Genomic DNA, 21,454 nt, shown 5'->3' with positions numbered 1-21,454 from the left:
GGCCGCTCAGCGTTTGACGCCATGGCCGCGCTCGGGGAGCACTTGCCGGACGTCGAAGCCCTGTTTCTCGTAGAACGGCGCGACGGCGAGGTCGAACGTCGCCGAGAGCGGCTGCCAGCGCTCGTAGGCGCGCTGGAGGAGTCGCGTGCCGATGCCCTGGCCTCTGCGGTTTCGCCGGACGGCGACGGCCTCGATGTGGCCGCCGGGCGGTTCCTCGCGCACCTCGACGGCGCCGAGGACGCGCTCCTCGGCCACCGCGACGAGGACGGAGTCGGCGGCGATGCGGTCGGCGAGCGCCCCGGCGTCCGTCTCCAGCATCGCGGCGTCGAGGACGGAGAGGACGTCGACGCGCTCCTCGGGCGTCGCCGGCCGGACGGTGAGGGACGCGGCGCTCGTCACGCTACCCACCCTGCACGAGTCGCAGGACGGTCACGTGGTCTGTCTCGACCGGCTGGTCCTCGGGGACGGGCCGGCCGTCGACCATCACGGACACCTCGTGGGGGCTGAGGTCCACGCGCTCGAGGAGGTCGGCGTAGGAGGCCGAGTCGACGTCGAACTCGTGGACGCCCTCGCCGACGACTTCGACGGTGACGCGCATATCTCACTCGTGGGCCGCCGGCCGTATGAGCGTGTCGTCAGACGCGCTCGCGTCGGTCTGTCACGCGCTCCCGCCGGGCGCTCCCTATCTCGCGGTATTTATGGGTCGGCGTCGCCTGTACTCGACCATGGCAGACGCGGGGCGACAGGAGATCTGGGTTGAGAAGTACCGACCGGACTCGCTTGAGGACATCGTCGGGCACGAGAACGTCGTCTCGCGTCTGAAGAGCTACGTCACGGAGGACGACCTCCCGAACCTCCTCTTCGCGGGGCCGGCGGGGACGGGGAAGACGACGGCGGCGACCGCCATCGCGAAGGAACTCTACGGCGACGACTGGGAGGAGAACTTCCTCGAACTGAACGCCAGCGACGAGCGGGGTATCGACGTCGTGCGCGACCGCATCAAGAACTTCGCGCGGACGTCCTTCGGCGGCTACGACTACCGCGTTATCTTCCTCGACGAGGCGGACGCCCTCACCTCGGACGCACAATCGGCGCTGCGCCGGACGATGGAGCAGTTCTCGAACAACGTCCGCTTCATCCTCTCCTGTAACTACTCCTCGCAGATTATCGACCCCATCCAGTCGCGGTGTGCGGTCTTCCGCTTCGCCGGCATCGGCGATGAGGCAGTCGCCGGGCGCATCCGCGAGGTCGCCGAGGCCGAAGGCGTCGAGTACACGGAACCGGGCGTGGACGCGCTCGTCTACGCGGCGGACGGCGACATGCGCCGCGCCATCAACGCCCTGCAGGCCGCGGCGGCCACGGGTGAAGCCGTCACCGAGGAGACGGTGTACGCCATCACGAGCACCGCGCGCCCCGAGGAGATCGAGTCGATGGTGACGGACGCCATCGGCGGCGAGTTCGTCGCGGCGCGCGCGACCCTCGACGACCTCCTCACCGAACGCGGGCTCGCCGGCGGCGACATCATCGACCAACTGCACCGCTCCGTCTGGGAGTTCGACCTCTCGGAGACGCAGGCGGTGCGCCTGATGGACCGCATCGGCGAAGCCGACTACCGCATCGCCGAGGGCGCGAACGAACAGGTCCAGTTGGAGGCGTTACTCGCGTCGGTCGCACTAGAGAGCGAGAGCGGCGAGTAACTGACTGCCGATTCAACCAACGGGTTCTCACGGAGGTTCGACGGCGCGTGAGTCGCGACGCCGCTCGCGAGACCGCTACTCGTAGAGTGCTTCGGGCGGGCCACCCGGGAGGTCGTCGCGGGTGTGCGGGCCGAAGAAGTCGGGGTCCGGGCCGACCGGGACGAGACCGCTCGGGTTGACGTCCGGGTGGCTCCGGTAGTAGTGGTTCTTCACGTGGTCCATGTGCAGCGTCGACTCGACGCCGGGGAGCCCGCAGAGCTCGCGGAGGTAGCCCCAGAGGTGCTCGTAGTCGGTTATCTGCCGGTGGTTGCACTTGAAGTGGGTGTGGTAGACCTCGTCAAAGCGATAGAGCGTGGTGAACATCGCGACGTCGGCCTCGGTGAGGACGTCGCCGGCGAGGTAGCGCTGGCTGGCGAGCGCCGCGTTCCACTCGCTGAGTGCCGCGAAGAGGTCGCTGACGGCCTCGTCGTAGGCCTCCTGTGACTCCGCGAATCCGGCGCGATAGACGCCGTTGTTGATGGGCTCGTAAATCTCCTCGATGAGCGAGTCGACCTCCTCGCGGTGGCCCTCCGGGTAGAGCGTGAGGTCGTTCTCCGCGTAGTCGTCGAACGCCGTATCGAGCATCCGCATGATTTCGGCGGACTCGTTGTTCACGATGGTCTCCTCCTTTTTGTCCCAGAGGACGGGCACCGTGACGCGCCCCGTGTACTCGGGGTCGGCCTCGGCGTAGATTTCGCGGAGGTAGTCGTGGCCGTACTGGCTCTCCTCCGTACAGCCCTCCTTCTCGGGGGTGAACTCCCAGCCGTCGTTCTTCCGAACGGGGTCGACGACGTCCACCGAAATCACGTCCTCCAGTCCCTTCAACGCGCGCGTGAGGAGCGTCCGGTGCGCCCACGGGCACGCGTAGGAGACGTAGAGGTGATAGCGGCCCGCCTCGGGTTCCGGACCGTCCACGACGACATCGTCGGGGCCGCGTCGCGTTCCCGCGATCCAGTCCCGGAAGGACGTCGTCTCGCGCTCGAACTCCCCCTCTTCGTCGCTCTGAATCTGCTCGACGTCGTACCGCCACTCCCCGTCGACCATTCTCGCCATACCTGTAGCGAGGGGCGCTCGCGGCAAAAGTACGGGGGCCTCGGCGTATTTCGGGACTGTCCAGTGGCGGGCACGTCGACGGGCGACGACGGCGTGCGCGGCGGAAAGCGGTGGGCGAGCGCCCGGCACGCGGGCCTTAGTGCGGAAACGTTTTGCCGCTCGGTCGGTCAGAATGTCCTAATGAGCGACCTCGAAGCGGAGTACCGCCTCGACTATTTCGAGGAGGAGGGGTTCCGACGCGGGGAGTGCACGGAGTGCGGTGCGCACTTCTGGACCCGTGACCCCGAGCGGGAGACCTGCGGGGAACCGCCGTGTGAGGACTACGGGTTCATCGACGACCCCGGGTTCGACGAGGAATACAGCCTCGTGGAGATGCGCGAACGCTTCCTCACCTTCTTCGAGGAGCACGGCCACGAGCGCATCGAGCCCTATCCGGTCGCGGCGAACCGCTGGCGCGACGACGTCCTCCTGACGCAGGCGTCCATCTACGACTTCCAGCCGCTCGTCACGTCCGGCGAGACGCCGCCGCCCGCGAACCCGCTGACCATCAGCCAGCCCTGCATCCGGATGCAGGACATCGACAACGTCGGGAAGACGGGCCGGCACACGATGGCCTTCGAGATGATGGCCCACCACGCGTTCAACACGCGCGAGGACACGGAGCGCGAGTACGCCTACGAGGGCGAGGTCTACTGGAAGGACGAGACCGTCGCCTACTGTGACGAGTTCTTCGTCGACATGGGCGCCGACCCCGAGGAGATCACCTACATCGAGGACCCGTGGGTCGGCGGCGGGAACGCCGGGCCGGCCTTCGAAGTCCTCTACAAGGGCGCCGAGCTCGCGACGCTCGTCTTCATGTCGATGGAGCAGGACCCCGAGGGCGAGTACGAGATGAAGGACGGGAACACGTACTCGCCGATGGACACGTACATCGTGGACACCGGCTACGGCCTCGAGCGCTGGACGTGGGTCTCGCAGGGGACGCCTACGGTCTACGAGGCCGTCTATCCCGACGCCATCGCCTACCTGAAGGACGCGGCGGGCATCGAGCACACGGACGAGGAGGAGGAGCTCGTCCATCGCGCCGCGAAGCTCGCCGGCCACCTCGATATCGACGAGGTCGAGGACATGGACGCCGCGCGCGACAACATCGCGGACAAACTCGGCGTCGAGACCGAGCGCCTCCACGAGCTGATGCGGCCCCTCGAGAACATCTACGCCATCGCCGACCACGTCCGCACGCTCGCCTACATGTTCGGCGACGGCATCGTCCCCTCGAACGTCGGGACGGGCTATCTCGCGCGGATGGTGCTCCGGCGCACCGCGCGTCTCATCGACGACGTGGACGCGGACGTCGACCTCGAGGACCTCGTCGACCGGCAGGCCGAGCGCCTCGGCTACGAGAACCGCGAGACGATTCGGGACATCGTCCGCTCGGAGACCGCGAAGTACGAGGAGACGCTCGAACGCGGCGGCCGACGCGTCCGCCAGCTCGCCGAGGAGTACGCCGAGAAGGGCGAACCCATCCCGACGAGCGAGCTCGTCGAGTTCTACGACAGCCACGGCATCCAGCCGGACATGGTCCGGGACATCGCCGAGGACGTCGGCGCGCAGGTCGACGAGCCGGACGACTTCTACTCGCTCGTCGCCTCCCGCCACGACTCGGGCGCGGCGTTCGAGGAGACCGACGAGACGGACGAGCGCCTGCAGGACCTCCCGGACACGGAGGAACTCTACTACGACGACCAATATAGAGCGGAGTTCGAGGCGGTCGTCCTCGACGTCTTCGAACGCGAGGACGAGGAGGGCGAACCCGCCTACGACGTCGTGCTCGACCAGACGATGTTCTACCCGGAGGGCGGCGGCCAGCCGGCCGACCATGGGACGCTCTCGACGGAGGACAAGACCGTCCAGGTGACGGACGTCCAGATGGAGGACGGCGTCGTCCTCCACCGGGCGGACGAGGACCCGGGGAAGGGCGAGTTCGTGCGCGGCCAAATCGACATGTCGCGCCGCCAGCGCCTGATGCAGCACCACACGGCCACCCACCTCATCGGGCACGCCGCCCGCGAGGTGCTCGGGCCGCACGTCCGGCAGGCGGGCGCACAGAAGGGGACTGACTCCTCGCGCATCGACATCCGCCACTACGACCGCATCTCGCGTGACGAGGTGAAGGCCATCGAGCGTGTCGCGAACGAGATCGTGACGGACAACACGGTCGTCGAGCAGGAGTGGCCCCACCGCCACGAGGCCGAGTCCGAGCACGGCTTCGACCTCTATCAGGGCGGGATTCCGCCCGGAGAGAACATCCGACTCATCCACGTCGCGGAGGACGTGCAGGCGTGTGCGGGGACGCACGTGAAGCGTACGGGCGACATCGGCCAGATCAAGATCCTGAACACCGAACGCATTCAGGACGGCGTCGAACGCATCACGTTCGCGGCGGGCATCGCGGCGCTCGAACACGTCCAAGAGCATGAGGACTATCTCCACGAAGCCGCGGACACCTTCGACGTCTCCCCGCAGGAGGTGCCCGAGACCGCCGAGCGCTTCTTCACGGAGTGGAAGGAGCGCGGCAAGCGCATTGAGGAGCTGAAAGAGCAGCTCGCCGAGGCCCGCGCCTCGGGAGGTGCGACCGGCGAGGAGGTCGACCTCGGCGAGTGGACCGCGGTCGTGCAGCGCGTCGATGGCGACATGGACGAGTTGCGCGCGACGGCGAACGCGCTCGTCGAGGACGGCAAAATCGCGGTCATCGGCTCCGGGACGGACGGCGCGCAGTTCGTCGTCGGCGTCCCGGACGGCGCGCCCGTGAACGCCGGGCAGGTCGTGAGCGAACTCGCCTCGATGGTCGGCGGTGGCGGCGGCGGCCCCGCGGACTTCGCGCAGGGCGGCGGCCCGGACGCCGAGAAGGTCGACGACGCGCTGGATGCCGCGCCCGAGGTCCTCCGCGACGTCGCGGACGTCTGAGACAGCCGGGAACGAGCGATACGACTCGCGGCGGCGGCGTCCGCGAGTCCGGCAAACGCCGCCGGTCGGCGACAACCATTTTCGGACGCGGCCAGTTCTAGTGACTCATGGAGCGACTCCGCATCGCGTTGCTGAACGCCGCCCACGACCCGGCGGACACCGCCCGGAACTTCCGCCGCGAAGTCGAGGCGGACCTCGTGGAGTTCCACGCGGCCGGCGGCGAACTCCCGGACGACTACGACTTCGACGGTGTCATCGTCACGGGCTCGCGCTCGTCGGTCTACTGGGACGACGAGGAGGAGTGGATCGCGCCGACCCGCGAGTGGGTCGCGCGCGCCGACGAGCGCGGACTCCCGATTCTGGGTGTCTGTTTCGGCCACCAGCTCGTCGCGGAGGCCCTCGGCGGACGCGTCGAGGGGATGGACGAGTACGAGATCGGCTATCGGGAGGTGACCCACGACGGCTCCGACCCGCTCTTCGACGGCGTTGACACCGAGTTCACGGTGTTCACGACGCACTCGGACGCCGTCACCGACCTCCCGCCGGGCGCGGAGCTGCTCGCGGAGAACGAGTACGGCGTCCACGCTTTCCGCCGGGGGAACGCCTACGGCGTCCAGTTCCACCCCGAGTACGACACCAATACGGCGGAACGCGTCACCGCCCGGAAGGACGACCTGCCCGACGAACGGAAGGAAGCCGTTCTGGCGGGTATCACGCCGGAGAACTACGACGCGGCCTGCGAGGCCAAGCGCCTCTTCGACAACTTCTGTTCGCTCGCCGCCGGCGGCGCGCGGACCGCCTCCGACTGACGGTGTCCTGTCCGGTCCTCGTCTCTACTGTCCGGCGGGCGGCGTCGCGCTGACGATTTTCCCCCACCAGTCGCGACGGTTTGCACCCCACCGATAGAGTCCCTCGCGGACGTCCCGATAGAGTTCGAACTCGCGGAGTTCGTCCACGACGCCCTCGAGCTCGGGGAACATCCGGACGAGCGCCTGCTCGACGGCTTCGCCCGCCGAGTACACTGCGTCGTCGGTGAGGAGGTGGGTAGACGTCTCGTAGTCGTCGGGGAGGCGTGCCTTCTGGTCGGGTGTGAGTTCGGAGAAGCCGACGGCCTCGAACTCGCCGTGCTCCAGCGCCTGCTCGGCACACCACGTGCAGAAGCCGCAGTCGTCGTCGTAGACGAGGCGTGGCGTGTACTCCTCGCGGGTATCGCTGGCCTCGCCGGCCGCACTCTCCTCGGCGCTCATTCGTACCGCCCCGTGACGTCGCCGCACTCCTCACAGCGGACGAGAATCTCGTCGCCGGACTCGGCGAGCTCGACGCCGTGGCGCGTCTCACCGCCGCAGGCCTCGCACTCGCGCCGGAGCACCGTCTCGCCGGGGTCCTGCGGTGCGCCCATCGCGAGCACGACGGCGGTGTCGTCGCCGGTGTTCCGGGACTGCTGGAACTCGCCGGGGCCGAAGCGGACGAGTTCCTTCTCGCCGACGGTGACCTCCCCGTTGGGGGTGCGGAAGGTGAGTTCGCCGGACTCGACGTAGAAGACCTCCTCCTGTTTCTCGTGGGTGTGGTAGCCGTACGCTGTCGACTCGCCGGGCTCGAGTTCGTAGTAGTTCAGCGCGAGGTTGCTCGCGCCCAGCGCGTCCGTGAGCGCGTAGACGGTCGAGGCCGGACCCATCCGTGAGTCCTGCTCGTCGAGCGAGACGGTGTGCATACCCGACGAATTGGGTCGGTGCGCCTTCAAAGGTGCTGGCCTTCGGCGGCGTCGCGTCGGGGCGGCGCTCGTCGCCTTTAACCGGGCGGCACTCCCACCCACGAGTATGGCTATCGACCCGAACTTCGACGCGAACCGCGAAGTCGTGGACCAGCACAACGGTCACGACGTCTGGGGGCCGGTGGACGAGCCCGAGAAGCGCGGCATCCACGGGACGCACGTCGCCGTCGACTTCGACATCTGCGACGCCGACGGCGCCTGCATCGAGGACTGTCCCGTGGACGTCTTCGAGTGGGTGGAGACGCCGGGCCACCCGACGAGCGAGAAGAAGGCCGACCCCGCGAACGAGACGCAGTGTATCGACTGCATGCTCTGCGTCGACGTCTGTCCGGTCGACGCCATCGACGTGGACAGCACACGAGCCTGAGCGACAGCGAAGGCACGCCCAGAGGAACGCTGAGCGATAGCGAGGCGTGAGCACACGTTCGTGAGCGGCGCGAACGCCCGGACCGGCGAGTGCGAGTGAAACGGGACGCGAGCGACGTGCCTGAGCGATGGTAAGGAGCGAGTACACGTCTGGTGCCGGAACACGACAGTCGCGTCGCTCGAGGATGTAGCAGTGGACGCCCGAGAAGGTCGGGCATCCTCGTTCGTAACTACTGGTTGTGACGAGAACCACTTAAACGCTCGTCGGTGGCGGAGGTCGTTACTCCCGTCGGTGAGTCGCGGTGAGAATCGCGCAGAACGGGCGGGTGGTGGCGGACGCGGGCGTCGGCCACCGAGTGGTTGGAGGGCGGGTGGTAGGCGTGGATTAGGCGCGGTCGATGTCGAGCTGCTCGCGGAGTCGGGAGAGCGCCTCCGAGTCGGCGAGTTCGTCCAGGCGCTCCTGGAAGTGCTCGTCGCACAGGCCGACGCGCACGCCGGACTTATCGACGGAGACGTCGGCGCTCCGGTCGCAGTAGTGGCAGCGCATACTCTACTGTAGGAAGTGACTGTACCTTAACTTGGCGGCCTCTTCACCCTCGGATTCGTCGGCGGAGACGGCGGTATTCGCCCCGTTCAACACCGGAGGTCCCGAGCTCGTCGCCGTGGGCGTCGCTCCCGCCGAGCGCGAGCAGGTCGTGCTCCTCGACGGCGCGCCGGACGCGTTCGGGGCCGTCCTCGTGGGTGTCGGCGTCGTGGCCGACCGGCCGGTCGTATGGGTAGTGGACTTCGACGGCGTCGAGGTCCGCACAGAGCGCGAGCGCGGCGTCGGGGTCCTCGTAGCGCAGCGGGTGCGCGAGGCCGACGGCGCCGCAGGCGTCCGCGAGGAGGTCACGCCCCTGCTCGAAGCCGGTGACGTCGCGGGCGACGTAACAGGGGCCGTCGTCGCCAATGAGGTCGGCGAAGACCGCGCTGACGTCCTCGTACGCCGTGTCGGGATGGGCGACGACGGCACGCGCGACGTGCGGGCGGCCGAACCCCTCGTGGCTCTCGACGCCGAGGTCGACGCCGAGGTACTCCTCGACGTTCTCGACGATGCGCTGGCCGCGTTCGATGCGGTCGGCTTGGAGGCGGTCGAGTTCGTCGCGGAGTGCCGGCGTCTCGGTGACGCCGTAGCCGAGGAGGTCGACGCGCTCCGCGGGCGCCTCGACGCGGAGTTCGATGCCGCGGACGACCTCGACTCCTTCGTGGTCGGTGAGCGGCGCGTCGAGGCCGGGGTGGAGGGTGTCGTGGTCGGTGACGGCGACGGCGCTGACGCCGGCGTCGCGTGCGGCGTCGGGGAGCGTGTTGAGGGTGAGCTCGCCGTCGGAGGCAGTCGTGTGGACGTGGAGGTCGGCGTAGGGCACGTCGACGTGTCGGGACGCGCGCCCAAAGAACATACTCCTCGGTCCGTGCCAACACTTGTCCCACTACATTCATAATGGTCGTTCACGATAGATTGGGTTGTAATGACGCTCCGAACGGCGACTGACCTGCTCGAAGACGCGAGTTACCCGATCACGACCGATTCGCTCCGCGAAGCGTACGGCGACGTGCGCATCGAGCACCCGACGGGCGAGGAACGCCTCGGCGACGTCCTCGCGCGGACCGGTGACGACGAGTTCGCGGATGCCACCGAGGCCGTTCACGCTGTCATGGGCGCGCTCGGGCAGGACGCCGTCGGGCGCATCGGCTACTCGGACCGCGACCCCACCCCGATGGGCGTCGACGGCCACGAGCCCGTCTCCTTCTGAGGCACCGCCCGCCCGCGGAACTTTTGTGAACGTCCGTTACATTAATGACAGCGTGTTTCCTACCCATGGGTAGGTCTACCATGGCAATCGGTTCCTACGACGAGGACGAGCACGAGCGCCGCGAACGGAAGAACGCCGACGTCGACGTGAGCGACGACGACGACCGGACCCACTATCACGGGACCGTCACGTACGACTCGGGCGACTCCGCGGAGGCGCTGCTCGACCAGTTCAAAGAGATAAAGCGGAATTAACTCCTCACTCTCGCCGCTCCGACGACGACGAGTACTGCAACGACGTGCCCTCCGACGGCGAGTGCCAACAGCGGCGCCGCCGCGAGGAACGGCAGGAGGACGAGTTGCAACAGTCCGAACGCCGCGATTCGTCGGTCGGCGGCCCGCACCACGTCCCGCGTCGTCGCATCGAGGTCGAACGCGACCGCGCGCCAGAACGCCGTCACCGCCGCCCACCAACCGACGCCGATGCGGTAGCAGACGTCCCAGCAGACGAGGAGCGCGAGGAACACCGCCGGCGCGGGGAGCGGCGTCCCCAGCCACGCCCCGAGGAGCGTCGCGCCGTCGTGCGGGTCGACGGCGAACAGGTAGGTCAGCAGCGCGACGTAGGCGAGCACGCCCAGCACCGTCTCGACGCTCGACCCGAAGACGACGTGCGTGTAGGCCGCGGGCAGGTCTGCGCCCCGGAGACGCCGCCCGAGGTCGAGCATGAGTGCGCTCCCCGCCGTCGCGACCACCACTGCCGCCGTCGCCGGTGGCACCGCGTCCCACAGGCCGTAGATGGCCGCGAGCGCGAGGACGAACCCTTCGAAGAGGGCGAACTGGGCGACGAGCGCGACCCTGTCGGGGACGTCGAGGCCGGGAATCGCGCCGACGATGCTCTCGTACGTCCACGCCCGGCCGTAGACGGCGCCACCGTCACGACGGCGGACACCGCCCGCTTCCTCACGCATCGCTCTCCGCGGCGGCGAGCGCCGCGCGCACCGCGTCGTCGAACGGCGTCAGCGTGACGTCGACGTGCTCGCGGATGGCGGCGTCGTTTGCGACGACCGGGTTCTTCAGGCCGTGGACGAGCGGGTGGACGACCTCCCGGGGCGCGTCCGTCACGAGGTCGAGCCAGTACGCCGAGAGCGTCGGCGAGAGCACCGGGACGGGAACCACCACGAGCCGGTGTCCCATCAGGGACGCCGTGCGCTCCAGCATCTCCTCGTAGGTGAGCACTTCGGGGCCGCCCACCTCGTAGGTCTCACCCGCGGTCGCCGGGGCGTCGAGGACGCCGACGAGGTAGGCGACGACGTCCGCGACGGCGATCGGCTGGCAGGGCGTGCGCACCCATTTCGGCGTGAGCATCACGGGGAGGCGTTCGGCGAGCTGGCGGACGACGTCGAAGCCCGTCGAGCCGGCGCCGACGACGATGGCGGCGCGGAGGACGGTGAGGTCGTAGTCGCCGTCCCGGAGGACGGACTCGACCTCGCGACGCGAGCGCAGGTGCTCGCTCAGCGCGTCGTCCTCGCCGCCGAGGCCGCTGAGGTAGACGACGCGCGAGACGCCCGCGGCGCTCGCGGCGTCCGCGAAGTTGTGTGCGGCCATCCGGTCGCGCTCCTCGAAGGCCTCGCCGGCCTTCATCGAGTGGACGAGGTAGTAGGCGGCCTCGACGTCCGCGAAGACGCCGGCGAAACTCGATGGGTCGAGCAGGTCGCCGGTGGCGACCTCGACGCCATCGGGTGGGTCGTAGCGACTCGGGTCCCGGACGAGCACCCGGACGTCGTGGCCCGCGGTCACGAGCGCGGGCACGAGGTGGTGGCCGACGAACCCGGACGCACCGGTGACGAGAACGCGCATACGTCTCGGTCGGCCGTCGGCGCCTTAACTGTCCCACCCGGGCGTCGCGGGCGCGCCGCGCGATGCCTCAACCGACTCCCCGAGGTGCGGGTCGGCCCCCTCGCGCGTCCCGAGCACGCCCGCGCGCGACGCCCACTCGTCGGCCGCCCGACCCACCCACGAGTCCGCCTCGCGGGCGCGCTCGGTGTACGTCTCGCGCTTCCCCGGCGCGATTTGGGTGGTGGCGGGCGCGCTCGCGGCGGCGACGCCGATGAACCGCGCCCGGTCCTCCTGTGTCACCTCACCGTCGGCGATGCGCGCGACGACGCCGTCCAGTTCGTCGGCGTCCGGATAGCAGAAGACCTTCTCGCCGAGCGCCTGCGGGCCGAGCAGGACGCCCGCGTCCTCGGGCGGCGTGTCGTCCACGAGTCGCTCGCCGCCGAAGGCGTCCTCGACGCGCTCACACTCCGCCTCGGCCTCCAAGGCGAGGTTGTGTCCCGGGTAGTCGCCGCACTCCTCAGGGTAGAGTTCCGAGTCGTGCACCCGACACTGGAGCGTCTCCGGGTCGAGGAACGCGCACGACCGGAGCCACCGCGGCTCCGTGTCGAACGGCGCGACGGGCTTCGGAATCTTGCGGAGACCGACGAAGAAGACCGGCTTCCCGCCAATCGCGGCGAGCTCGTGGCCGTCGACCGTCACCGAGTCGTCGCCTTCGGCCGCCGTCCAGAGACGCGGCGTCAGCGCGTCCGCGAGGCCCGCGTCCACGAACGCCCGGACGTCCTCGCGGGTCAGCGGCACGAGGTTGTACGTGTCGTCCAGCGGGGGGCGCGGCCCGCGGCGCTCGTGGTCGGTCGGCGCGTCGACCAGCGGCCGCCAGTCGAGGCAGCACCCCGCACACCCCTCACAGTCCACCTCCATACCGTGCGCGTTCGTCGCACGCCGCGAAAAAACGCACGGGCTCGCCCCGACACACCGAAGGCGCTCGCCCCCGGACGTGACGTATGAGCAAGCGACGCTGCGACGCCTGCGGGAAGCGCGTCGAAGTGCCGGGCGGCGTCGGGGACTTCTGGGACTTCGGCGACCTCGAGAAGGCGGGCCCCGGCGGGTTGACGCTCGAACTCGAGGACGGCTCGGAGTTCTTCCTCTGCTTCGAGTGCATCGAGCAGTTGCCCGAGAACCCCTCGCGTGCGGACGTGGACGCCATCACCGAGGCGTGAGTCCGTTCAGGACGGCCCCGGAGAGCGTGGTGGTTAAGGAGCGTCCGCCCCCACCGTCGAGGCAGTGAATCCGGCGCGCATCCACGCGGAGTTCCCGGCGCCCTCCTATCGAGGAACGCAGGAGCAGGCGCTCTCCGACGTCCGCGCGGCGTTCGAGGCGGGCAACGATGTCGTGCTTGTCCGCGCGCCCACGGGATCGGGCAAGTCGCTCGTCGCCCGCGCCATCATGGGGTGTGCGCGCGACGTGGACGACGCCGACCCCACCGAGGCGACCGGCGCGTACTACACGACGCCACAGGTCTCCCAGGTCGACGACGTCGCCGCCGACGAACTGCTGGACGACCTGAAGGTGATTCGTGGGAAGAGCAACTACACCTGCATCCTCCCCGACGAGGAGAACACGCCGGTCGACCGCGCGCCCTGTGCCCGCGAGCGCGGCTACGACTGCGCGGTCAAACACCGCTGTCCGTACTTCTCGGCGCGCGCCGTCGCCAGCGCACGCTCGCACGCCGCGATGACGCTCGCCTACTTCATGCGCACCGCGGGCTCGGAGGTCTTCAGGAAGCGCGACGTCTGCGTCATCGACGAGGCACACGGCCTCTCCGAGTGGGCGGAGATGTACGCGACGGTCGAACTCGGCCCGCGGACGGTGCCGCTCTGGGACGACCTCCGCGTGCCCGACATCACCGACGGCCGGGGCACCGACGACCCCGCCGAGCGCGCCGCGCAGTTCGCCGACACACTCGTCTCCCAGTGCGAGGCCCGGAAGGACGAGTTGCTAGAGGCGGACGAACTCGACGCCGAGGAGGCCGCCGAGCGCGACCGGCTGCAGGAACTCATCAGCGAGGTGTCGTGGTTCGTCGAGGACTACCGCGACCCCCAGTCGGCGACGACGTGGGTGGTCGACCAAGATGGCGAGCAGCGCATCACCGCGAAGCCGATGAACCCCGAGCGCTACCTCCAGCACACCGTCTGGGACCGCGCGAACAAGTTCGCCCTTCTCTCGGCGACCATCCTCAACAAGGAGGCGTTCTGTCGCTCCGTCGGCCTCGACCCGTCGAACGTCGCGCTCGTCGACGTCGAACACACCTTCCCCGTGGAGAACCGCCCGCTCTACGACGTGACCTGCGGGAAGATGACCTACGAGGAGCGCGACACCACGCTCCCGGAGGTCGCCCGAACGGTCGCGCGCGTCATGGCCGCCCGTCCCGACGAGAAGGGCATCGTCCACTGCCACTCCTACAGCATTCAGGAGCGACTCTACGACGAACTCGAGGCCCTCGGCGTCGCCAACCGCGTCCGGGCGCACGGGAGCGAGACGCGCGACGCCGACTTGGAGGCGTGGAAGGCGAGCGACGAACCCGAGGCGTTCCTCTCCGTGAAGATGGAGGAGGCCCTCGACCTGAAGGGCGACCTCGCCAGGTGGCAGGTCGTCTGTAAGGCGCCGTTCCTCAACACGGGCGACTCGCGGGTCGCGCGCCGCCTCGCCGACGACCAGTGGGCGTGGTACTACCGGAGCGCGCTCAGAACGCTCATTCAGGCCGCGGGCCGCGTCGTCCGCGCGCCCGACGACTACGGCGCGACCTATATCGCCGACGACTCCGTCCTCGACGTCTTCGAGCGCGCGCGCCACGACATGCCGACGTGGTTCCGCGAGCAAGTCGACCGCATGAGCGTCCCGGACCTCCCCGATCTCGATGCGGCCGCCGCCACCGCGAACGTGTCCTCGGGCGTGCCGACGACGCCGTCGCGCTCCACCGGAAACGGGGGGGATCGGGACAGTGGTGCCGGCTCGGGGCCACGGACGCGTCGCTCCGAGCGCGGCGACGATGACTCGGGTGCGGAGCGCCGGAGTCCGATGGCGGACGTCTGGGACGTCGACTAGACCATCGTGACGACGTAGGCGACGCTCGACGTGAGCATCAGTGCGGCGAGGAACAGCGCGAGGACGCGTTGTCGATCCATACGCCCTGTATTCGCCGGACGACCGTAAACTGTCGCCCTTCTACAGCACCGCCCACGCGACGCTCGCGCCGATGACGAGCAGCGCGAGCAGTACCGCCAGCCAGACGTGGCGTTCGCCCTCGCCCATACTCCCAGTTGCGCCGCCGCCGAGAAAGCCGTGGCGGCCTACACGCGGACGTCGAGGACGCCGTGGACGACGCCCTCGCTGTGCGACTTCACGACGCGCGCGTCCGCGACTTCGACGTCGACGCCGTAGTCGGCGGCGATGGCCTCGACGCGCGCGCTCGGGCGGTCCGGGAACTGCGGTTCGGGGCACGTCGTGTGGACGTGAACCATCCCGCTCCCGTCGAGCGCGTCGAGCGCCGCCGTGAGATAGGACGGGTCGCGCTCGGCGTCCGCGCCGTGGCCGCCGATGCTGTCGTAGTACCCCATCACCACGCGGTCGAAGGGCTCGACGGCGTCGTACTCGCGGCAGTCCCCGAGCACGCACTCGAGGTTCGCGCCGACGCCGTTCAACTGGGCGTTCTCCGCGAGATAACGGAACGCCGTCGGGTTCTTCTCGACGGCCACCACGTCGGCGCCGGCGCGCGCCATCGGGAGCGCGAAGTAGCCGATGCCGGCGAACATGTCGAGGACGCGCTCGCCCTCCCGCACGACCTCGCCCATCCGGGCGCGCTCGGCCTTGTTCCCCGGCGCGAACATCACGTCCGCGAGGTCGAGCGCGTAGCGCGTGCCGTGCTCGGTGTGGACCGTCTCGGTGTCGCCGTGGCCCGCGACCACCTCGACGTCAGGTTCGCGCGTCTCGCCCGCGATACCGCCGCGCGCGAGCACCGTCTCCGCCTCCCCGTGCAGTTCGAGGAGTGCCTCGCCGACCGCCTCGCGGTCCGGGCAGTCCTCGGGGAAGGAGACGAGAATCACGTCGCCGACGATCGCCCACGAGGACGGCGCACGCTCGACTTCGGCGTCGTCCCACCCGCGCTCGCGGAGGTAGTCGTCGAGGCTCGCCCGTCGAATCTCGGGGTCGGGCTGTGTGACGAGGTCGTCGAACGTCGTCGCGCGCGGTTCGGCGAGCACCGGCAACTCGACGTGGTCGTCGTCGTGCTCGACGACCTTCCGGGCGTCGTCGTAGACGCCCTCGGCCTCGAGCGTGTCGAGTTTCTCCTCCGCGTCGGCCTTCGGAACGACGACGGCGAGTGCGTTCACGACGGCAGGACGTGGATGCCCGCGCGCGACTTCAGCACCGACACCGTGTTCGCGCCCGTGTCGAGGTAGGCCGGGCGCGCCACCGTCACCGACTCGTACGTCTCGGGGTCGAGCACCTGCACGGCGTTCTCGTCCTCGACGGAGACGAGCGTCGTCTCCACGGCGTCGTCAGTCGTCCCGAGTTTCCGCGCGTCGGGCGCGTCACCCACCTCGTAGTTCGCCTCGTAGGGCTCGCCCGTCGTCACGCGCACGCCCTTCAGGTTCCCCTGCACCGAACGCACGAGTATGGGTCCCTCGTCGTCCGCCTGTAGGTCGATGACGTCGCCGGGGACGAACTCGGGGAGGCGGATCGCGTACGTCACGCGATAGACCTCGTTCCCGTCCTCGTCCTCCGTGACGAGCGTCTCCGAGGAGGAGTACGCGCCGCCGAACTCCTCGGTGAGCTTCCGGGAGACGTTCTTCCCGATTTTGTTCGTGGAGAGCTTCAGGTCGAGGCCCTCCGGCTTCTCCGAGACCTCCGTCACGAACGCGTTCCGGTCGCCGGTGGCCTCCATCGACTCCGTGATCTCCTCGGCGATTTCGCGGGCGCGCTCGGTCTCCTCGTTGGTCGGCGTCCGGTCGCCGACGGCGCGCACCTGCACGACGCTCGCGTAGTAGTCGCCCGCGATGCGCCCACAGCGCTGGCAGGTCTGTTTCCCGATCTTCACGGGCACCGTGAACTCCTCGACGAGCGGTTCGCCCCGGACGACGCCGGAGAACTGGCAGTGCATCCGGATGGTCGTCGGGTCCACCTGCTCGGGGTCGACGCCCCACGAGACGTCCTCGGCGTCGACGTGGACGCCGAGCGCCTCGGAGACGGACTCGACGGCGATGTCCGTGTAGTCGCGCGCGCCGACGTCCTCCCAGCGCCCACCACGGTCGATAGCCCCGCAGTGCGCACAGACGGTCACCTCCACGCGCTCGGGCGCGTCGACCAACTCGAAGTCGTCGAAGTAGCAGTCGTTGCAGAGCGCCCGCTCGCGGCGGGTGTGCCCCGTCGCACCCTCCGGTGACGGGTCTCCACAACGGGGACAGAAAGCGGCCTCGCTCATAGTTGCGCCCACTAGGCCGCGAAAACGGTTAAACCCGGCCCTTCCGCGTGTGTGGTACTCTCTCGCCGTTGAGTCGGCGGGCTGGTTCGGGTCTGTTGAGGGAGACACACCACCGATGTGGTGTGGGTGCGGTCTATCTGTCACTAGCTGTCCGGGTTGGTGTTACTGGCATCGGTGGTGTGTGTTCTGGCAAAACTGGCACTGCTGGTCTCTACCTGACTCGTGGTGTTGTGGGTGCGCGACGACCCTGCGGCCCGCACGGCCCAGACTACGTGCCGGCGTCCGTTCCGCCGATGGCCGCCGACGGCGGACAACGGGTCGCGGCCACCGACGGGGACGGCTTTTAGTCTCATAGCGCCAACACCCACGTATGGAGTGGAAAGTGGACTGGGGCCTCCGGGCCCGGATGGTCCTCACGATGCTGTTGCTGTTCGTCGTCTATCTCGTCTTCGCCGCCGCGCTCGCGTGGTACTTCGGCGGCGGGCTGCTCGTCATCGCGCTCCTCATGGGCGGGTTCTCGATTGCGCAGTTCTTCTTCAGCGACAAACTCACGCTCTGGAGTATGGGCGCGCGCGAAGTCTCCGAGGACGAGTACCCACACCTCCACGGCGTCGTGGGACGGCTCTCCCAGCAGGCCGACCTGCCGAAGCCGACCGTCGCCGTCGTGGACTCGCGCGTTCCAAATGCCTTCGCGACTGGACGCTCGAAGAACCACGCCGCCGTCTGCGTCACCACCGGCCTCCTCGACGCGCTGAACGAGGAGGAGGTCGAGGGCGTCCTCGCGCACGAACTCGCGCACGTGAAACACCGCGACATGGCGGTGATGACGGTAGCGTCGTTCCTCTCGACCATCGCGTTCATCATCGTCCGCTGGGGGTGGCTCTTCGGCGGCGGGGGCCGCGACCGGAATCAGGCACCCATCTGGGTCGCCATCCTCGTCTCGCTCGTCGTCTGGATCGTCTCCTACCTGCTCATCCGCGCGCTCAGCCGCTACCGCGAGTTCGCCGCGGACCGCGGGGCCGCGCTCATCACTGGGAACCCGGCGGCGCTCGCGTCCGCGCTCCTCAAAATCGACGGCCGGATGGACCGCGTCCCGACCGAAGACATGCGCGAGCAGGCCGAGATGAACGCCTTCTTCATCATCCCGCTGCAGGGTGGCTCCATCATGCGTCTGTTCAGCACCCACCCGTCGACGGAGCGCCGCGTCGCGCGCCTGCGCGACCTCGAGAAGGAGATGGAGACCACGTTCACCGCATAGATGGGTTTCTTCGACACCGTTCGGGACGTCCTCGGCCTCAGTGCCGAACGCGACGCCACCCGCGAGGCCGACCCGGAGGACTTCTTCCAGTTGAACAGCGCCTCCGTGACGATGGAGGCGGACCTCGACTACGAACCCGCGCCACAGGCCGGGCTCTGTCTCTCCGCAGTCTCCTCGACGGACTTCAAGAGCACCCTGCGCGACGTCGAGGACGTGCTGGAGGGCGACGGGTTCTCCGAGATTCGGACGGACGAGCACGGCTACACGTGGGCCGTCGTGGAGCGCGACGACATCACTGACCTCACCACCGAGCTCTACGTCGCCGCGGACACCCTCGTCGAGCGCGGCTACGGCAACCGCCTGCTCGCCGCCGTCTTCGGATTCGACCCGCTGGACGGCGGGCGGACGGTCTACTGGGTCTACTCCTTCAAGCGGGGGTCGTTCTACCCGTTCGCGCCCGCCGACGACCACGAGCGCGACTCCTCGACCGAGTTCACCCTCCAGTCGGTGCTCGACGGCGAACTCGACGTCGAGGACGACCGGTCCTACTGGTACCCGCTCTGGCCGGACACGCCCGGCGGGCATCCGTGGGAGTAGGAACTGTTCTTCGCCCCTAAACCTTCGCCTCACCCCGACGAGCGCAACGCTCGCGCCTCGCGGTTTCACTTTCACTCTGCTGTATACGAGGGTTTATCCCCACGGCCGCACAACGGTTGGGTATGTCCGAAGAAGACCTCGAGGAGCTCTCCGGTGTCGGCCCTGCGACCGCTGAGAAACTCCGCGACGCCGGCTACGACTCCTTCCAGAGCATCGCCGTCGCCAGTCCCGGTGAACTCTCCAACACCGGCGACGTCGGCGAGTCCAGCGCGAACGACATCATCCAGAGCGCCCGCAAGCACGCCGACATCGGCGGATTCGAGAGCGGTACCGCCGTCCTCGAACGCCGCGAAAAGATCGGGAAGCTCACCTGGGGCGTCCCCGAGGTTGATGACCTGCTCGGCGGTGGCGTCGAGACGCAGTCCATCACTGAAGTCTACGGCGAGTTCGGTGCCGGGAAGTCGCAGGTGACCCACCAGCTCTCCGTCACCGTCCAGCTCCCCAAGGAACACGGCGGCCTCGAAGGCTCCGCGGTCTTCGTCGACTCCGAGGACACCTTCCGTCCCGAGCGTATCGACGACATGGTCCGCGGCCTCGAAGACGACGTCCTCGAGGACACCATGGAACTCCACGGCATCGAGGACGGGAGCGCGGACAGCGAGGAGGACCTCGACGCACTCCTCGAGAGCGTCCTCGACAAGATTCACGTCGCGAAGGCGTTCAACTCCAACCACCAGATACTCCTCGCCGAGAAGGCGAAGGAAGTCGCTCAGGAGAACGAGGACACCGACTGGCCGGTCCGCCTGCTCTGCGTGGACTCGCTCACCGCTCACTTCCGCGCCGAGTACGTCGGCCGTGGCGAACTCGCCGACCGCCAGCAGAAGCTCAACAAGCACCTCCACGACCTCCTGCGTATCGGCGACCTCCACAACACCGCCGTCGTCATCACGAACCAGGTCCAGTCCAACCCGGACTCCTTCTTCGGCGACCCGACGAAGCCCATCGGTGGCAACATCCTCGGGCACACCTCGACGTTCCGCATCTACCTCCGGAAGTCGAAGGGCGACAAGCGTATCGTCCGCCTCGTGGACGCGCCGAACCTCGCCGACGGCGAGGCCATCATGCGCGTGCAGGACGGCGGCCTGAAGCCCGAATAACGCGGTAACTGAGCGACCCACGAATCGCGAGGGCACTGCGAGAAGGCGAGCGGGGAGGGACGACCCGCGAGCCCGCGTCGCTGCTTCGACGTCCTCTACTCGCTCTCTACGAGTTCCTCTTTCTGCCGGCGCGAGAGCTGTTTGATTTCGTACTCGCGACTCATCGCCTCGCTCTTCGTCTCGTAGGCCTCCGTGTGCACGAGTTCGACGGGCGTCCGGCCGCGCGTGTACTTCGCGGCCCGCCCCGAGTTGTGTTCGCGGACGCGCCGCTCGACGTCCGTCGTGTAGCCCGTGTAGTAGGTGCCGTCGCGACACTCGAGGACGTAGACGTGGTGCACGCCTGCGTGCTAGACGTCGCGGGGGATGGTCGTTTCGCTCGCCCCCGACTCCGCCGTCACTCGGCGCGTGCCGCGGCGATGCGTCGCGCGATGAGGCCGGCCTGTGCGCCGGCGACGAACCCGGCGTCGACGTTCACCGCAGTGAGCACCGTGCAGGACTGGAGCATCCCGAGCATCGCGGCCTCGCCCTCGCCGCCGTGGCCGTACCCCGTTGAGACGGGGAGTCCGATGACGGGCGCGTCCAGCAGGCCCGCGGCGACGGTGGGGAGCGCGCCCTCGCGACCTGCCGCGACGACGACGACGTCGCACGCCCGGAGGTCGTCCACGCAGTCGAGGAGGCGCGCGATACTGGCGACGCCGACGTCCTCGACGCGCTCGACGTCAGCGCCCATCTCCGAGGCCACCGCGTCCGCCTCACCCAGGGGGACGGCGTCGCTCGTCCCCCCTGAGACGAGGCCGACGGTCGCGTCGAGGTCCGGCGCCTCGAACTCGGGGGCGTGGACGACGACGACGCGGGAGCGCTCGTCGACGGTGACGTCCGCCTCGGGATGGCTGTCCGCGACGGCGGCGACGACGGCGTCCCGGTGTGCCTCGCTGGCGCGCGTCACGAGCGCGCGCCCGGTCGTTTCGACCGCAGTCACGGCGAGCGACCCTGTCTCGTCGGGCGTTTTTCCCTCCGCGAGAATCGCCTCCGGGACGCCGCGTCGCGTCTCCCGCGCGGCGTCGAAGCGTCCCGCATCGGTCGTCGCGTAGCCCGAAAGCGCCGCTTCCGCCTCCGAGACCGACAGCTCGCCCTCCGACAGTCGTTCGAGTACCTCTCGCATGGTCGGGACATCGGCCGACAAATACAGGTAGGTTACGCTCCGCGAAGCCCCGCCAAACGGCCGTCTCACGTCCGTTGATGGGAAGCCTTATTAAGAAGGCAGATGAAGCAAACGCCGTATGGCAGACCTCATCGTCAAGGCCGCTGTGAAGGAAGCGCTCGAGGAGAAGAACGTCGCGTCCGACTTCTACGACGCGCTCGACGAGAAGGTCGAGGACCTCCTCGACGACGCCGCCCGCCGCGCCGAGGAGAACGGTCGCAAGACCGTTCAGCCTCGCGACCTGTAA

At 68.8% G+C, this 21,454-nt stretch carries 26 protein-coding genes; 12 read left to right on the top strand and 14 right to left on the bottom strand.

Annotated features, from left to right (window positions below):
- Positions 1-6: 6 nt before the first annotated feature.
- Positions 7-408: a GNAT family N-acetyltransferase gene (locus ACQUS8_RS11150; protein ID WP_435100976.1), complete on the bottom strand. Its 402-nt coding sequence runs from the start codon at positions 406-408 to the stop codon at positions 7-9.
- Complete coding sequence (samp2, locus tag ACQUS8_RS11145) at positions 401-598, bottom strand: ubiquitin-like small modifier protein SAMP2 (protein ID WP_435100974.1); 198 nt, start codon at positions 596-598, stop codon at positions 401-403. Before samp2 ends, ACQUS8_RS11150 begins: the two co-directional genes overlap by 8 nt.
- 100 nt (positions 599-698) lie before the next feature.
- Between samp2 and ACQUS8_RS11140 the strand changes: the two genes are divergently transcribed.
- Positions 699-1,697: a replication factor C small subunit gene (locus tag ACQUS8_RS11140; RefSeq protein ID WP_435101040.1), complete on the top strand. Its 999-nt coding sequence runs from the start codon at positions 699-701 to the stop codon at positions 1,695-1,697.
- A 75-nt stretch (positions 1,698-1,772) separates the two neighbouring features.
- On the opposite strand, the gene ACQUS8_RS11135 is transcribed toward ACQUS8_RS11140, so the two are convergent.
- The gene (locus tag ACQUS8_RS11135; RefSeq protein ID WP_435100972.1) at positions 1,773-2,789 is read right to left on the bottom strand and encodes a glutathione S-transferase family protein; all 1,017 of its coding nucleotides are present in this window, start codon (positions 2,787-2,789) and stop codon (positions 1,773-1,775) included.
- 180 nt (positions 2,790-2,969) lie between these two features.
- On the opposite strand from ACQUS8_RS11135, the gene alaS reads away from it, so the two are divergent.
- Positions 2,970-5,756 (top strand): alanine--tRNA ligase, encoded by a 2,787-nt coding sequence (gene alaS / locus ACQUS8_RS11130; RefSeq protein ID WP_435100970.1) that lies wholly within the window; start codon positions 2,970-2,972, stop codon positions 5,754-5,756.
- Between the two features lie 107 nt (positions 5,757-5,863).
- Positions 5,864-6,565 carry a type 1 glutamine amidotransferase gene (locus ACQUS8_RS11125; RefSeq protein ID WP_435100968.1) on the top strand — a complete coding sequence of 234 codons (702 nt, stop codon included), beginning with the start codon at positions 5,864-5,866 and terminating at the stop codon, positions 6,563-6,565.
- A gap of 24 nt (positions 6,566-6,589) precedes the next feature.
- Here ACQUS8_RS11125 and ACQUS8_RS11120 read toward each other — a convergent pair whose 3' ends face one another.
- Together ACQUS8_RS11120 and ACQUS8_RS11115 are read right to left on the bottom strand one after the other, a co-directional pair.
- Positions 6,590-7,003, bottom strand: coding sequence for a DCC1-like thiol-disulfide oxidoreductase family protein (locus ACQUS8_RS11120; protein WP_435100966.1), 414 nt, complete (start codon positions 7,001-7,003; stop codon positions 6,590-6,592).
- The gene (locus ACQUS8_RS11115; protein ID WP_435100964.1) at positions 7,000-7,467 is read right to left on the bottom strand and encodes a cupin domain-containing protein; all 468 of its coding nucleotides are present in this window, start codon (positions 7,465-7,467) and stop codon (positions 7,000-7,002) included. Before ACQUS8_RS11115 ends, ACQUS8_RS11120 begins: the two co-directional genes overlap by 4 nt.
- 106 nt (positions 7,468-7,573) lie before the next feature.
- Here ACQUS8_RS11115 and ACQUS8_RS11110 point away from each other — a divergent pair, with 106 nt between their 5' ends.
- Entirely contained in the window at positions 7,574-7,894 is a 321-nt protein-coding gene (locus ACQUS8_RS11110; RefSeq protein WP_435100962.1) for a 4Fe-4S dicluster domain-containing protein, read from the top strand.
- Positions 7,895-8,278: 384 nt separating this feature from the next.
- Here ACQUS8_RS11110 and ACQUS8_RS11105 read toward each other — a convergent pair whose 3' ends face one another.
- Both ACQUS8_RS11105 and ACQUS8_RS11100 read right to left on the bottom strand, forming a co-directional pair.
- On the bottom strand, positions 8,279-8,440 hold the full coding sequence (locus ACQUS8_RS11105; protein ID WP_435100960.1) for a DUF6757 family protein: 162 nt from the start codon (positions 8,438-8,440) through the stop codon (positions 8,279-8,281).
- Between the two features lie 43 nt (positions 8,441-8,483).
- Positions 8,484-9,296 carry a PHP domain-containing protein gene (locus ACQUS8_RS11100; protein WP_435100958.1) on the bottom strand — a complete coding sequence of 271 codons (813 nt, stop codon included), beginning with the start codon at positions 9,294-9,296 and terminating at the stop codon, positions 8,484-8,486.
- A gap of 102 nt (positions 9,297-9,398) precedes the next feature.
- On the opposite strand from ACQUS8_RS11100, the gene ACQUS8_RS11095 reads away from it, so the two are divergent.
- Positions 9,399-9,683, top strand: a complete 285-nt coding sequence (locus ACQUS8_RS11095) for a DUF5789 family protein (protein WP_435100956.1) — start codon at positions 9,399-9,401, stop codon at positions 9,681-9,683.
- Between the two features lie 80 nt (positions 9,684-9,763).
- Positions 9,764-9,937, top strand: a complete 174-nt coding sequence (locus ACQUS8_RS11090; protein ID WP_435100954.1) for a DUF5786 family protein — start codon at positions 9,764-9,766, stop codon at positions 9,935-9,937.
- Here ACQUS8_RS11090 and ACQUS8_RS11085 read toward each other — a convergent pair.
- The 3 genes from ACQUS8_RS11085 to ACQUS8_RS11075 are packed head-to-tail and all read right to left on the bottom strand — an operon-like array spanning position 9,934 to position 12,436.
- Positions 9,934-10,650: a DUF7530 family protein gene (locus ACQUS8_RS11085; RefSeq protein ID WP_435100952.1), complete on the bottom strand. Its 717-nt coding sequence runs from the start codon at positions 10,648-10,650 to the stop codon at positions 9,934-9,936. The two genes, ACQUS8_RS11090 and ACQUS8_RS11085, sit on opposite strands and share 4 nt — an antisense overlap.
- A complete protein-coding gene (locus ACQUS8_RS11080; protein ID WP_435100950.1) occupies positions 10,643-11,539 on the bottom strand; it encodes an NAD(P)H-binding protein in 897 nt (298 codons plus the stop codon). Before ACQUS8_RS11080 ends, ACQUS8_RS11085 begins: the two co-directional genes overlap by 8 nt.
- A 24-nt stretch (positions 11,540-11,563) precedes the next feature.
- On the bottom strand, positions 11,564-12,436 hold the full coding sequence (locus ACQUS8_RS11075; RefSeq protein WP_435100948.1) for a YkgJ family cysteine cluster protein: 873 nt from the start codon (positions 12,434-12,436) through the stop codon (positions 11,564-11,566).
- 83 nt (positions 12,437-12,519) lie between these two features.
- Here ACQUS8_RS11075 and ACQUS8_RS11070 point away from each other — a divergent pair, with 83 nt between their 5' ends.
- Together ACQUS8_RS11070 and ACQUS8_RS11065 are read left to right on the top strand one after the other, a co-directional pair.
- A complete protein-coding gene (locus tag ACQUS8_RS11070) occupies positions 12,520-12,735 on the top strand; it encodes a DUF7561 family protein (protein ID WP_435100946.1) in 216 nt (71 codons plus the stop codon).
- A gap of 64 nt (positions 12,736-12,799) precedes the next feature.
- The gene (locus tag ACQUS8_RS11065) at positions 12,800-14,620 is read left to right on the top strand and encodes a helicase C-terminal domain-containing protein (RefSeq protein ID WP_435100944.1); all 1,821 of its coding nucleotides are present in this window, start codon (positions 12,800-12,802) and stop codon (positions 14,618-14,620) included.
- A gap of 245 nt (positions 14,621-14,865) precedes the next feature.
- Here ACQUS8_RS11065 and ACQUS8_RS11060 read toward each other — a convergent pair whose 3' ends face one another.
- Positions 14,866-15,903 (bottom strand): class I SAM-dependent methyltransferase, encoded by a 1,038-nt coding sequence (locus ACQUS8_RS11060; RefSeq protein WP_435100942.1) that lies wholly within the window; start codon positions 15,901-15,903, stop codon positions 14,866-14,868.
- The gene (locus ACQUS8_RS11055; protein ID WP_435100940.1) at positions 15,900-16,994 is read right to left on the bottom strand and encodes a 60S ribosomal export protein NMD3; all 1,095 of its coding nucleotides are present in this window, start codon (positions 16,992-16,994) and stop codon (positions 15,900-15,902) included. Before ACQUS8_RS11055 ends, ACQUS8_RS11060 begins: the two co-directional genes overlap by 4 nt.
- A 370-nt stretch (positions 16,995-17,364) precedes the next feature.
- Between ACQUS8_RS11055 and htpX the strand changes: the two genes are divergently transcribed.
- The 3 genes from htpX (at position 17,365) to radA (ending at position 20,006) form a co-directional block, all read left to right on the top strand.
- Positions 17,365-18,252 carry a zinc metalloprotease HtpX gene (gene htpX / locus ACQUS8_RS11050; RefSeq protein WP_435100938.1) on the top strand — a complete coding sequence of 296 codons (888 nt, stop codon included), beginning with the start codon at positions 17,365-17,367 and terminating at the stop codon, positions 18,250-18,252.
- A complete protein-coding gene (gene pspAB, locus ACQUS8_RS11045; RefSeq protein WP_435100936.1) occupies positions 18,253-18,849 on the top strand; it encodes a PspA-associated protein PspAB in 597 nt (198 codons plus the stop codon).
- A gap of 122 nt (positions 18,850-18,971) precedes the next feature.
- The gene (radA, locus tag ACQUS8_RS11040) at positions 18,972-20,006 is read left to right on the top strand and encodes a DNA repair and recombination protein RadA (protein WP_435100934.1); all 1,035 of its coding nucleotides are present in this window, start codon (positions 18,972-18,974) and stop codon (positions 20,004-20,006) included.
- A gap of 95 nt (positions 20,007-20,101) precedes the next feature.
- Here the strand turns inward: radA and ACQUS8_RS11035 are convergent, their stop codons facing one another.
- Together ACQUS8_RS11035 and larB are read right to left on the bottom strand one after the other, a co-directional pair.
- Positions 20,102-20,344, bottom strand: coding sequence for a GIY-YIG nuclease family protein (locus tag ACQUS8_RS11035; RefSeq protein ID WP_435100932.1), 243 nt, complete (start codon positions 20,342-20,344; stop codon positions 20,102-20,104).
- Positions 20,345-20,400: 56 nt separating this feature from the next.
- Entirely contained in the window at positions 20,401-21,168 is a 768-nt protein-coding gene (gene larB / locus ACQUS8_RS11030; RefSeq protein WP_435100930.1) for a nickel pincer cofactor biosynthesis protein LarB, read from the bottom strand.
- A 118-nt stretch (positions 21,169-21,286) separates the two neighbouring features.
- Here larB and ACQUS8_RS11025 point away from each other — a divergent pair, with 118 nt between their 5' ends.
- Positions 21,287-21,454 (top strand): DUF1931 family protein, encoded by a 168-nt coding sequence (locus ACQUS8_RS11025; RefSeq protein WP_020222877.1) that lies wholly within the window; start codon positions 21,287-21,289, stop codon positions 21,452-21,454.

This window comes from Halarchaeum sp. P4, from assembly GCF_051195175.1.
GTDB lineage: Archaea > Halobacteriota > Halobacteria > Halobacteriales > Halobacteriaceae > Halarchaeum.
This window is presented reverse-complemented; position numbering and strand designations above follow the sequence as displayed.